We start from the raw sequence: 12,328 nt of genomic DNA on the forward strand, positions 1-12,328 counted from the left end.
TCGATACAGGACGAAATCGCCACATGTATAACCACAAGACCAATATTCTGCGGGCGTTTGCCCTGCTCATTCTTCTGCCTCTCATGTCGGTGGCCCACGGGCAGGAAGAAACCTGGCGACTGAACCTGAAGGACGCCGATATCCGGGCCTTCGTAACTCAGGTTGCAGACATTACCGGGTACAGTTTTGTGGTGGACCCCCGGGTCAAAGGCAAGGTAACGGTGCTGTCCAGCGCCCCGATGAACAAGGACGAAATATACGATCTGTTCCTGGCCGTGCTGAATGTCCACGGCTTTACCGCCATTCCCGGCGAGGAAGTGATCAAGGTGGTGCAACAGGTGGATGCCAAGCAGTCGGCTGAATCCATGGCCCGGTTTGAAGAGATTCCCTCCGAGCAGCTCATTACCCGGGTGATCCAGATCGATAACGCCAACGCGCTTGAGTTGGTGCCAATCCTGCGTCCACTGGTGGCCAAGTATGGGCACCTTGCCGGTGTGGCTGCTGCTAACGCACTTATCATCAGTGACCATTCCTCGAACATCCAGCGCATTGAGCAGATCGTCCGTGAACTCGACAGTCCCTCCAAGTACGAAGTGGAGGTAATCCAATTGGAAGAAGCCTGGGTTGGCGATATGGTGACGCTGCTGCAGGAACTGGCGCCGGATGAACTCGGGCGTGCCGGTGGTGATAATGCCGCACGCAAGTACAGCGTAACTGCCGACGAGCGCAGCAACCGGTTAATCCTACGCGGCGACCAGAATTTTCGCGACAAAATGCGCGGGCTGATTCGTCAACTCGACCAGCCTTCCGCCACCGGTGGCACCACCAAGGTGTTGCGTCTGAAACATGCGGATGCCAAGAAGCTGACTGAAATTCTAAAAGGTGTCATGGGTGAGTTAGCCAAAGAGGGTGCTGGTGGCGGCAGTGGCGGGTCTGGTGGAACCAAACCAGGCAGCAATTTCGCAGTTTTCGCCGATGAAGGCCTTAATGCCTTGGTGGTTCGGGGTGAGCCGTCACTGATGCAGGAAGCCGAGCAGATCGTCGCGCATCTGGACGTTCGCCGGGCTCAGGTATTGATTGAAGCTGCCATCGTCGAAATCAGTGATGATCTTGGCCAGGATCTCGGTGTCCAGTTTGCCGTGGGTGATGAGTCCGGGGAAGCGACCCCTGTTGTTGGAACCAATTTCGGCAATGTAGGACGCGCCCTAGACGAAGTGATAGGTGCACTGGTGACCGATTCGGTACTTAGCCCTGCCCGGGGCGGGGTGACTGTCGGTGCCGGCCAGCGCGATGACGACGGCATCACTTGGGGTATTCTGCTACAGGCCTTGTCCACTTCTGCGGCGGCCAACCTCCTATCCACGCCGAGCATCATCACCCTGGATAATCAGGAGTCAGAGATTATCGTGGGTCAGAACGTCCCGTTCCGGACCGGTGAGTCGACAGTGACTGGCGACGGCACCACTAATCCGTTCACCACTATTGAGCGCCGTGACATAGGCCTGACCCTCAAGGTGACGCCCACCATCAGTGCTGACGGTCTGGTGCGACTGGTGGTTGAGCAAACCACTGAAAACGTCGCTGACAGCATTGAGGACGCCTCTGACATCGTTACCAACAAGCGCGAGATCAAGACCACAGTGCTGGCGGACGATGGCGAGACCATCGTTCTTGGCGGCCTGATCCGTGATGACTACCAGGTCAACAAGAGCAAGGTGCCCCTCTTAGGCGACATTCCGTTCATTGGTCGCCTGTTCTCGTCTGAGTCCGAGCGTCGTATCAAGCGTAACCTGCTGGTGTTTCTGCGCCCGACCATCATGCTGGGTAAGGCGGAAGCGGTGGCCGCCACGGACGACAAGTTCCAGGAACTGTGGGAAGTGAATCTGGATATCCGGAAGAAGCTGGATCTGCCGGCGGTGGACGCCAGCCCGGATATCGAGGTGCTGTTTGACGGCCGGAAGCGCCAGAAGATGGGTGAAACAACAACCCCTTAAGCGGTGAGTGGTGGCATCGGGCAGTCGATCTGGTCGGCCACCAATCTCATCAGTTCGTATTCACGGACGTCGATATGGCCATCGTGGGTGATGCAGTGCCCACAGGCATCAATGATAGCGGGCTTGAGCAAAGGTGAGAGCCCGTTCAGTGTGGTCAGCGCCTCCTGTAACTGGCGCATGGTCACCTTCTCCAGAACCGCCTGATCCTGCCCCTTGGTATTATCAAACCCTGCCATCGCCTCCCGGTATAACGACTCGGCATCCGAGGCGCTTTTGGTGCCGGCGCGCGCAAAAAGGCTTAGCAGCTTCTGGACGGCCGGCATTACCGGGCGGTACTTACGGTGGCGAACCGGCGTTACCTGACCGGCACTGGCGCCCAGGTGGCGCGACAGAAAGCTGGTCAGGGCCAGTTCGAACAGCGACATCCGATTGTCCGCCGCGACCAGCTTCTGGACGTTGGTGATCAAACCTTCCCGTTCCTCCGAATCCAGTTTCCGTAACGCCGGCATGGCTAACTCCAGGGCAGGGAATCGCACCTCCTCACCGATGGATTTCAGAGCTGGAATCAGCTTTTCCAGGAGGTCCGGTTGGCCGCCTAGCACCGGGTGCTCGGGAATCATTGCCAGCATCCGATGTTGCTCCTCCCGGGATACTTCAGCGATCACCATCGCATAGCAGAGCTGGATAGCGCCGGCGCGGGTATACAGCAGGCTGCGAAACGTAGCGGGTAGTCGGCCTAACAAGCGAGTGGCGAAGGCCTCGCCCTGGGGCGATGTAGTACCAACTCGTTCTGACAGCTTGCTGGTTGCGGGAAAAGAAGCAGCCTCGTTGCTCGAGGCCAGAGGCGAAGTACTGGTGCGTCGGAGCGGTGCCACCACCTCTGCCCCCAGGTCGGCAAAACCCGAGGCCTGGGCCGGGGCCTGAGAGCTGGTAGCGGCGCGCAGGTCAGCTCCGGGTTGGGTATCCCGGAGACGGCTGCGGAGACGGGCCAGCATGCCCGGCTGAATCTGGTTGATGCGCTGCTCAATAGGTGGGTGTGAGGCCAGCAGTGAGGCGAACTTCATCCGCGCGCTTTCCCCGAAGCACATGTGATTCATATCACTGGCATGGCTGGTGGTGTCCAGGTAGCCGCCCTTCAAACCGATCTTGAACAGCGCACCGGCAATGCCTTCCGGGTTGCGGGTAAATTGCACCGAAGAGGCATCAGCCAACAATTCCCGTTGTCTGGAAACGGCTGCTTGAATCAACCGGCCAAAGAACACGCCAACGTAGCCGATCAACAGCAGCGCAATGCCAATCACGCCAATGGCTGCCTGGCCGCGATTATCTCCCGATGAGCGCATAGAGCGGTGGCGGCCGTAAAACGACATCCGCATCAGGAAACCGCCAATCTGGCCAATCATCAGAATACCGGCCAGCAGGGCAATCAGGCGAACGTTCAGGCGCATATCACCATTGAAAATATGGCTGAATTCATGGCCGACCACGCCCTGGAGTTCATCGCGGCTGAGTTGGGTGAGGGTGCCATGGGTAACCACCATGACGGCTTCGCCCGGCGTATAGCCGGCAACAAAGGCATTAATGCCGGTTTCCTGGTCCATTACGAACAGCTCGGGTACCGGCACGCCACTGGCGATGGCCATTTCCTCCACCACATTTCGGAGCCGGCGCTCGTCCTGGTCCCGAGTGTCGGGATCAATGGGGCGGGCACCCACCATCTTGGCCACCCGTTCGCCGCCGCCGGCCAGGTCAACCCACCGAATCAGGGAAGTAACACCGATCAGCGTGACCACTGTCGCGGCGGTCAGCAGACCATGGCGAGACAGCAGCCAATCGTGGAAGACCAGGGCTGAGGATTCACTGCGGGTGACAAAGTACCCGACCAGGGAAACGGCAAGCGTGATCAGCACCACCGCTGTCAGGAACAGCAGGACCAATACGCTGGTGTTGCGCCGGGCACTGGCCTGGCGCTGGAAAAAACCGGGATGGGCCATGGGTCAGGGCGTCAGAAAGCGACCTTGGGTGCCTGGCGGGCCTCCGGGGTCTCGAGCTCCAGTTGGGCCGTCTCTTTGAACGCACACATGCCGGCGAGGACGTTATTGGGAAACTGCTCGCGGAAAATATTGTAGCTCATGACGCCATCGTTATAGGCCTGGCGGGCAAAGGCGACACGGTTTTCGGTGCTGGAGAGTTCTTCCATCAGTTGCTGGATGGTTTCATTGGCTTTCAGCTCCGGGTAATCCTCGGCCACCGCATAGAAGTTGGCCAGGGCTTTGTTCAGCAGATTCTCGGCGCTGCCCAGGCGCTGGATTTTGGTGCCATCACCGGGATCACGGGCGGCGTCTTTCTGTGCGCTGACTGCATTGTTACGGGCTTCCATGACCTGGGTGAGCGTGGTCTGCTCGTGGCTCAGGTAGGCCTTGGCGGCCTCAACCAGGTTGGGAATCAGGTCGTGTCGACGTTGCAACTGCACATCGATCTGTGCGAAACCGTTCTTGAACTGGTTTCTCAGCGACACCAGTCGGTTGTAGATAAAGACCAGGTAGATGACTACGACGGCGATAACAATCAGGCCAATAACAGTGGTTCCCATGCTAACTCCTTGGGGGATTGGATGATTAAACTTTGTTCTCGACCAACTGGTCGTGAAAGCCTTTTACGAACCGTTCAAAGTCCCGGGGCAGCAGTGGCTTACTGAAGAAATATCCTTGCGCGAGCTTGCAGCCCCGCTGGCTCAGATAATATTCCTGTTCGGCGGTTTCCACGCCTTCAGCGATGACTGACAGATTCAGGCTCTTGCCCAGATCGATAATGGTGTTGGCAATGCGAGTGTCATCCTCGTTCACCAGCAGGTCCCGGATAAACTGCTTGTCGATTTTCAAATGCTGTACAGGCATCTGTTTCAGATAGGTGAGCGATGAGTAACCGGTGCCGAAGTCGTCAACGGCAATACTGATACCGGCCTTGTTTAGCCGGTGAAGTTTGGCAACGGCGTCGGACAGGTTGGTCATAAAGCTCGTTTCGGTAACCTCCAGCTCCAGCCGGCCAGCCGGGATGTCATGCCGACGAAGGGTGTCCAGAATATCGCCGACGATGCTAGCCTGGCGCAATTGCACCGCGGACAGGTTAACCGCGATGCGCAGGGGCGTGCCTTGGTCGGCCCAACGTGCCGCCTGCGCGCAAGCCTGCTCCAGAACCCATTGCCCAATCTCAACAATGATGCCGTTGGTTTCGGCGACGGGGATGAAGTCGTCCGGCGGGATCAGGCCTCGGGTTGGGTGTGTCCAACGGATCAGGGCTTCCGCGCCAATCACACGGCGACTCTCCAGACTGATTTGGGGCTGATAAACCAGATGGAACTCTTTGTTGGTCAAAGCCTGAACCAAATCCTTTTCCAACTGCCTGCGATCACGAATTTCCTGATCAATGCTGGCAACATAAAACTGGAAGTGATCGGCACCGCTTTGCTTCGCCAGTGTCATGGTTTGCTCAGCGCTCTGGAGCAGCCGGTCGGCTTTGTCGGCGTCGGATGGGAACAGTGCCACACCAATGGTGGCAGTTATTGCGACATGCTGGTTCTCAACCATCATCGGGCCGCCGATGCAGGCCAGAACCCGCTCGGCGGTATCGGCGGCCTGGAAACCATCCCTTAAGTCTTTCTCAACAATCACGAACTGGTCACTGCCGAGTCGCGCAATGGTAAAATGCGAGTTGCCGAGCTGGCCGGTGAGTCGGTCGGCCACGGTTTGCAGAATCAGATCTCCACTGCGAAAACCGCATTGTTCGTTCACGGATTTGAAGTCATCAATGCCGCAGACCATCAGCGATAACATGCCTTTGCGGGCTTCTGCTTCCTGGATATCCAGGGCTAACAGTTCCATTAAGGTGTCCCGGCTTGGCAGGCCGGTCAATTGATCGTATCGGGAAAGTCGGCTGACTCGATCCTCGGCGTCGCGATGACGTTTCTGGGTGTCGGCGATGGCCACCAGCAGGTTGTTGGTGGCATTTACCCAGAGCCCAAGTTCATCCCGATCGTGTCCGGGAGGGATGGTTACCAGCCGATCGTCCGGGTGTTCCGGATCCACCGCTTTCACGGAGTCCACGATGCGCAGCAGCGGGCGGGTCAGCAGCAGATGGAAAACAAAGTAAAGAACCAGTCCTAGAATGAGCGCGGTTGCTACGCCAGAGGCAAAGGTGACGGTTGCCCGGTTAAGCCAGGTTCTGGCGGCGGGTACAGTGTCGTAGTGAACCTCAAGATAGCCATAAACCGCATTCGTAGTATCGTCGCGAACCAGTGGAATCCGGTAAGACCGATCAGAATCAAATATCGGGTCGGTCATCTGGCGGAAAGAGATCTGGTGCAGGGGGCGGTTGCGGGTGCCAAGGGCTTCGCCATCGGGATGGACAATGGCGGCCAGGTGCACGGCTTCCATGGCAAAGAGGCCATCAACCACTTGTTGGGCCAGCTCTGAATCAATGCTGAAAACTGCCTGAGTTGCGGCGTCCCGGACCATGGAAATGGTCTGGTCAGCTTGGCTGTCAAGGTCCATAGAAACACGTCGGGCATCGAGGATCACCTGCACAGTGCTAATAAAGATACCACTGATAAGGGCTATGGCGAGAGTCCGTCCAAAAATGCGGTAGCCCAGCCGATGCTCAACCTTGAAGGAGTTTTTCATTCAAGTCTGTCTGTAATCGTGTTTATTAAAGATTTATGGTCGCACATAAATCGCTGTTTTCGCGACGACTGGTCCACGTTTCGCCAAGGAAGGTAGAAGGTCGCTTGACTTGACTGAGTATCGGCGATTTTTTCAGAGAATTCAGGGCGAGGGTGTATCAATTTGTAAGGTTTTCGTTCGCTTGGATACACAAACGCCCGCGCAATGCGGGCGTTTGAGCTTTTACAGCCTACGGCTGCGGCCTTTCAATCAACTTGGTTAGGTAATCAGGCCAGGTTTTCGTTCACGAAATCCCAGTTCACCAAGTTCCAGAACGCTTCGAGGTAGTTCGGGCGGGAGTTGCGGTAATCAATGTAGTACGCGTGCTCCCAGACGTCGACCGTCAGCACCGGCTTATCGGCACCGGTCAGCGGTGTTTCAGCATTGCTGGTGTTGGCAATGGCAACGCTGCCGTCGGCCTTTTTCACCAGCCACGTCCAGCCCGAACCGAAGTTGTTGGCGGCCTTGTCGTTGAACTCTTTCTTGAAGGCATCGAACGAACCGAAGGCTTTTTCGATGGCATCCTTGGCCGCGCCAGTGGGCTCACCGCCGCCGTTCGGGCTCAGGCAGTTCCAGTAGAAAGTGTGGTTCCAAACCTGCGCCGCGTTGTTGAACAGCGGACCGCTGGCGCTCTTGATGATGTCCTCAAGCGACTTGTTGGCGTTGTCCGTACCTTCGACCAGGCCGTTCAGCTTGGTGACGTAGGTGTTGTGATGCTTGCCGTAATGGTACTCAAGGGTTTCCTGAGAGATGTGCGGTTCCAGAGCGTTCTTTTCGTAAGGTAGTGCGGGAAGTTCAAATGCCATGAGGTCGTTCTCCCTGTCTCTCTATTATGTGAGTGTACAACTCGTCAATATAGGGTCGATCTAATGTATATCAACCCCTTGGTGTTAAAGAGCTTTTAAACTCCGGGCTGCCGGGCAGGAACTGGGCGCAGTTGCGTACGCGCCAGACCAGCTCTTCGTAACTGTCGGCCAGAACGTTCACGTGGCCGAGTTTGCGCCCCGGGCGTTCACCTTTGTTGTACAGGTGCAGATGGGCATAAGGCAGCTCGAGAATGCGTTCCGTGTCGCCATGCTCGCCAATGATATTGATCATGCAGCTCAGGCCCCGCGCCTCAACGCTGCCGAGATGATGACCACTCACCGCCCGGATATGGTTTTCAAACTGGCTGGTCATGGCGCCTTCGATAGTCCAGTGCCCGGAGTTATGCACCCGTGGTGCCATCTCGTTGGCAACCAGCCCATCTTCGGTTTCAAACAGCTCAAGGGTCAATACGCCGACGTAGTCCAATTCGTTCAGTAGGGCCCGGATATACCGCTCGGCGTCCTCCTGAATGAAGGCCTGAAGGCCTGGGGCTGGCGCGATGGAGTAGCGCAGAATGCCCTCGTGGTGGCTGTTTTCAGCCATCGGGTAGAAGGCCAGGTCGCCATCTTCTGCCCGCACCGCGATGATTGATACTTCGCGCTTGAAGTCGACAAACTTCTCGACGATCAGGCGAGGGTGCCCGATGTCCGTCCACGCTTGTTCCGCGTCGTCCGGGCTGCGCAGAACCGCCTGACCTTTGCCATCGTAGCCTTCGGTATTGGACTTGGCTACAACTGGGCAGCCCAGCTCTTCAGCGGCCGCCTTCAAGGATTCGGCGCTGTCGGCGATTTTCCATTCCGGGGTGGGGATGCCGAGCTGGCCAAACAGAGTCTTCTCCAATTCACGGTTCTGGCAGACTTGCAGGGCCCTCGGACAGGGGTAAACCGGTTTTTCTTTCGCCAGTTTCTCCGCGACGTGGACGGGCAGGTGCTCGAATTCGTAAGTCACGCGATCAACGCGCGACAGAAAATCGTCCTGGTATTGGCCTTCGCGGTCGATGATCACTTCGCCGAGTCCGGCGCTGGGGCTGCCAGACATGTCGTAGAAAACAAAGGTCTTGGCCAGTGGATAGCCGGCCAGGGCTAGCATACGTCCCAGTTGGCCTGCACCTAAAACACCAATTCTCATCTGTATTCTCCTGCCGGTCTCTGGCTTCTGAATCGTCGGTGTGTGCGGATTTGAAAACACCTTTTGCAATCCGCTCAGCACGGCATGGCTTGGAAGTTACTGATCTCGCGGGTCCGGATTGTCCAGAATAGTCTGGGTCTGGGTGCTTCTGAACTCATCGACGGCCTGGCGCACATTGGCGTCGCTGGTGCCGACAATCTGGGCTGCCAGCAGGCCGGCATTGGTGGCGCCGGCATTACCGATTGCCAGTGTGCCCACGGCGATGCCGCCGGGCATCTGAACGATGGACAGCAATGAATCGAGACCGTTCAGGGCCTTGGACTGCACCGGAACACCCAATACTGGCAGAGAAGTCTGCGAGGCAACCATGCCGGGCAGGTGGGCGGCACCGCCGGCGCCGGCAATGATTACTTTCAGACCGCGCTCGGCTGCGGATTTTGCGTAATCAAACAGCAGGTCGGGTGTGCGATGTGCTGATACCACTTTGGTTTCGTAATCGACGCCCAGCTTTTCAAGCATCTTGGCGGCGTGTTCCATGGTGGGCCAGTCGGATTTGGATCCCATGATGAGTCCAACAAGCGGCTGCATAAGCAACTGTCCTGTGATAATTGGAAAGCCGGCCATTGTATGTTTTGCCTACGGGCCATGCAACAAAGCTCCGTCAGCGTTTCGGACGCGACAGCAATGGCATTTCACCCGTTTTATAACTGCATGTATTATCCGCTGTTAAGAATCAGTCCGTCCATAGCCAGGAGAAGTAATGGAACCCATCCGTCCAGACGACGATGAACTCAGAGCCGGGACACCGTATGGTGGTGCTGACAGTCGTGATCCCGAAGCCACCAACGCGCAGAGCAGCAGGGGAAAAAAGCGGAAAGCACCTGCTGGAGGAAGCGGCAGCGGTCGGGGCAACGTGTTCTTGCTCTGGCTTCTGATCATTGGTCTTGCTGGTCTGGCCGTTGCCGGGTGGTACACCCAGAATCAAAGGATTGTGGCTTTGGAAAGTCAGGTGGAGGAAGCCGACTACTGGGCTCGGCAAAGCAAGTTGGCATTGGCTCGTTTTGAAGGCGAATTATCGGAAACTGGCGAAAACCTGCAGGAGCGTGGCGCCTCGCTGGCCGAGCAGATTGCTGCGAACGATAAGGCCCTGGAAAGCGCCAACAGTGAAATCCGGAAGCTGTGGGTAGTCGCCAATGAGCGCAATAAGGGGCGTCTGAACGAACACCAATCTCGATTGGCGGATCTGGAAAGCGCTCAGGCTGAAGACGTCGAGGCCCTGGCGGCGATGAAAGTCTCGGTTGATAAGGCCCGGTCCTCGCTGGCGGCAGACGTCGCTGCCATGGAAGAACAGATGAAAACCTCCATTGTGGCCTTGCAGGATGCCAACCGGCAGGCAACGGAGCAGCTCACGACCCTCAGTCAGCAGATAGCGGACGTGGATCAGGTCGTCGAAAACCGCATTCGCCGGTTCGAGCAGGAGCAGAAGCTGGGTATTCGAGGAATGGAGGGCAGGATAGCGGCGCTTGAAAAGGAGTCGGGCCGACTCGCCGGTGCCGGTAGTGTGCAGACGCTCAAGAATGAGGTGGCCAGTCTGAAGCGCACCATCGCGGCGGTGGATGCGTCCCGTTCCCAGCTCACGTCGCGTCTGATTCGGCTTTCTGAAGAAGTTAATGAATTGCGCTCCCGGATGTCTGGTCAGTAACAGGCTTTTCAAAGGGTGGGGTGTCTCTGGCGGGTGCGTAACGGTTTGTAGTCATCCCTTTGCGGTAGCTCTCATTTCTGCCGGCGAGCAGTTGTTATTATCAGGCAACTCGCGGACAAGTGAAGAGTGAACAATCATGAAAAGCCCTACGCCCCCCGCTGTCCGGCTGCCTGTCCTGGCGAGCCGGGCAGTGCTGATGGCGGCATTGCTGCTCAGCTCCGGCTGTACCATCTACCAGTCCATTGGCAAGAGTGTGGGAGGCTTCCTGCATCCCGTGTCCGGTCCCGATTTTGTGCACATTCCCAATGATCAATGGGATCGGACGAACGCGCTGGTGTACTTCTATCGAACCCATTCCCAGTGGGCCGCTGAGGAGATCGAATCGCCCAGCGTCTACATCGACGACAAGCACTACTTCAATATCCGGAACGACAGTTACACCTGGCTGGAGGTGAGTCCCGGCGAGCGCCATATTGCCATGCGACGACCGCTTCTGGGGCTGGAGGGAATGAACTCATTTAGCCTGAGCCTGATCGCCGATGCCACGCTGACCACCGAGCCGGGGCGCATCTATTACCTGCGTTACAACGAATTGACCGAGCCTGAGCAATCTCACCCGGATCTTGATCCGGAGCACCCGCTGGCACAGGGGGATCTTCAACTGGTCACCCGTGCCTATGCCATGCAGGCCGACCAGATTATCAGTACCCGCTTCCTCAATAGTGATCTTCTGGCTCCCAATCATGCCGCTACGTCCATAGTGGAGATCAATGAAGACATGGATTACGAGCGTCGTATGGTGTTGCTTGAGGAAGAGCGGGAACTGGAAATCGAGCGACTGAAAGAGGAAGGACAATATCGAGCCGCGTCGTGGTTCTGGCCGTTCGGTGGCGGCCCTACAGTGCCGCTTGAGGCCGACCGCAGAATCCAGCAGCTTGAAGAGGACTACGCGCAGCTGGAACTGGAGCGAGAACGTAAAGCCGAGGCGGAGTCTGGCGGCGGATGGTGGATCTTTTAGGCGGTTGGCAAAGATGACCGGACGAGGAGGTGAATGCGCAATTGTCGGAATGGCATCCCGTTACTACACTGATAGCGGTTGTAACCACTGCTATGTCAGAACCGGAACGTCAAAGCCATGTCATTCAAGGATTCGTTAAAGGGTAGATTCCATAAGTTGACCGAGGAATTAATCCCGCCGTTGGTCGGCACCTGGAAAGAGGTCCAGCATCGCCTCGATGAGCTCAACTGCTCGCTGGCAAACCGTTCGGTACCGGAAGGGCGGCGCTCCAAAGTCAGTGAGCTGGCGTTGCAGGAAAAGGCCGAGCAGGCGGGGCAGGGGCGCAGGCCCGTCAAGCAGCGCAGGACCAAGGCAGGCAAGTCATAGAGATTGCATGAAAAATGGCCAATTTTGAATGGCTTGGAAGTTTTTCTCGGTTTTTTCGGTAAAACGTTTGACACCGCCAGTGAAATGCTTAAAATGCGCGTCTCACTTGGTTGAGACAGGAACTCTGAATCAACAAACAACGTTCAGCGTTGCAAGTGGATGCTCCTAACAGGGCATGGAAGTGAGTCGAAAGTTGGGTGGTTAGCTCAGCTGGGAGAGCATCGCCCTTACAAGGCGAGGGTCACTGGTTCGATCCCAGTACCACCCACCATTTTTCGACGCGCAGCACCGGATCACCCCATCCGGTTGCAGATTCAGGGCAAAAGCCCGAATCGATGCGGAGCGGTAGTTCAGTTGGTTAGAATACCGGCCTGTCACGCCGGGGGTCGCGGGTTCGAGTCCCGTCCGCTCCGCCATTTTTACTTTTCCCGGGTGGTTAGCTCAGCTGGGAGAGCATCGCCCTTACAAGGCGAGGGTCACTGGTTCGATCCCAGTACCACCCACCAGAATTCGAAAAGGCAGGCCTCAGGGCCTG

Annotated in this window: 10 protein-coding genes and 3 tRNA genes; 7 read left to right on the forward strand and 6 right to left on the reverse strand. The window is 57.1% G+C overall.

Features of this window, described 5'->3' with window-relative positions:
* Positions 1-23: 23 nt before the first annotated feature.
* The gene (gene gspD, locus FCS96_RS06495) at positions 24-1,994 is read left to right on the forward strand and encodes a type II secretion system secretin GspD (RefSeq protein WP_138439387.1); all 1,971 of its coding nucleotides are present in this window, start codon (positions 24-26) and stop codon (positions 1,992-1,994) included.
* On the opposite strand, the gene FCS96_RS06500 is transcribed toward gspD, so the two are convergent.
* The 6 genes from FCS96_RS06500 to purE all read right to left on the reverse strand — a co-directional run bounded on the left by FCS96_RS06500 (position 1,991) and on the right by purE (position 9,295).
* A complete protein-coding gene (locus FCS96_RS06500) occupies positions 1,991-3,988 on the reverse strand; it encodes a M48 family metallopeptidase (RefSeq protein WP_138439388.1) in 1,998 nt (665 codons plus the stop codon). The genes gspD and FCS96_RS06500 overlap by 4 nt on opposite strands.
* Before the next feature lie 11 nt (positions 3,989-3,999).
* Positions 4,000-4,587, reverse strand: coding sequence for a LemA family protein (locus FCS96_RS06505; RefSeq protein WP_138439389.1), 588 nt, complete (start codon positions 4,585-4,587; stop codon positions 4,000-4,002).
* A 25-nt stretch (positions 4,588-4,612) separates the two neighbouring features.
* A complete protein-coding gene (locus FCS96_RS06510) occupies positions 4,613-6,673 on the reverse strand; it encodes a putative bifunctional diguanylate cyclase/phosphodiesterase (protein ID WP_138439391.1) in 2,061 nt (686 codons plus the stop codon).
* Positions 6,674-6,939: 266 nt separating this feature from the next.
* Entirely contained in the window at positions 6,940-7,518 is a 579-nt protein-coding gene (gene sodB, locus FCS96_RS06515; RefSeq protein WP_041341261.1) for a superoxide dismutase [Fe], read from the reverse strand.
* Positions 7,519-7,588: 70 nt separating this feature from the next.
* On the reverse strand, positions 7,589-8,707 hold the full coding sequence (locus tag FCS96_RS06520; RefSeq protein ID WP_138439393.1) for a 5-(carboxyamino)imidazole ribonucleotide synthase: 1,119 nt from the start codon (positions 8,705-8,707) through the stop codon (positions 7,589-7,591).
* Between the two features lie 96 nt (positions 8,708-8,803).
* A complete protein-coding gene (gene purE / locus FCS96_RS06525) occupies positions 8,804-9,295 on the reverse strand; it encodes a 5-(carboxyamino)imidazole ribonucleotide mutase (protein WP_138439394.1) in 492 nt (163 codons plus the stop codon).
* Positions 9,296-9,467: 172 nt separating this feature from the next.
* Between purE and FCS96_RS06530 the strand changes: the two genes are divergently transcribed.
* The 6 genes from FCS96_RS06530 to FCS96_RS06555 all read left to right on the forward strand — a co-directional run bounded on the left by FCS96_RS06530 (position 9,468) and on the right by FCS96_RS06555 (position 12,299).
* Positions 9,468-10,409, forward strand: coding sequence for a coiled-coil domain-containing protein (locus tag FCS96_RS06530; protein ID WP_138439395.1), 942 nt, complete (start codon positions 9,468-9,470; stop codon positions 10,407-10,409).
* A gap of 136 nt (positions 10,410-10,545) precedes the next feature.
* Positions 10,546-11,427 carry a DUF2846 domain-containing protein gene (locus tag FCS96_RS06535; protein ID WP_171040678.1) on the forward strand — a complete coding sequence of 294 codons (882 nt, stop codon included), beginning with the start codon at positions 10,546-10,548 and terminating at the stop codon, positions 11,425-11,427.
* 117 nt (positions 11,428-11,544) lie between these two features.
* Complete coding sequence (locus FCS96_RS06540) at positions 11,545-11,793, forward strand: hypothetical protein (protein WP_138439397.1); 249 nt, start codon at positions 11,545-11,547, stop codon at positions 11,791-11,793.
* Positions 11,794-11,988: 195 nt separating this feature from the next.
* Positions 11,989-12,064, forward strand: a tRNA-Val gene (locus FCS96_RS06545).
* Between the two features lie 68 nt (positions 12,065-12,132).
* A tRNA-Asp gene (locus FCS96_RS06550) sits at positions 12,133-12,209 on the forward strand.
* 14 nt (positions 12,210-12,223) lie between these two features.
* A tRNA-Val gene (locus FCS96_RS06555) sits at positions 12,224-12,299 on the forward strand.
* Positions 12,300-12,328: the final 29 nt, after the last annotated feature.

Source organism: Marinobacter alexandrii (assembly GCF_005871205.1).
Classification (GTDB): domain Bacteria; phylum Pseudomonadota; class Gammaproteobacteria; order Pseudomonadales; family Oleiphilaceae; genus Marinobacter; species Marinobacter alexandrii.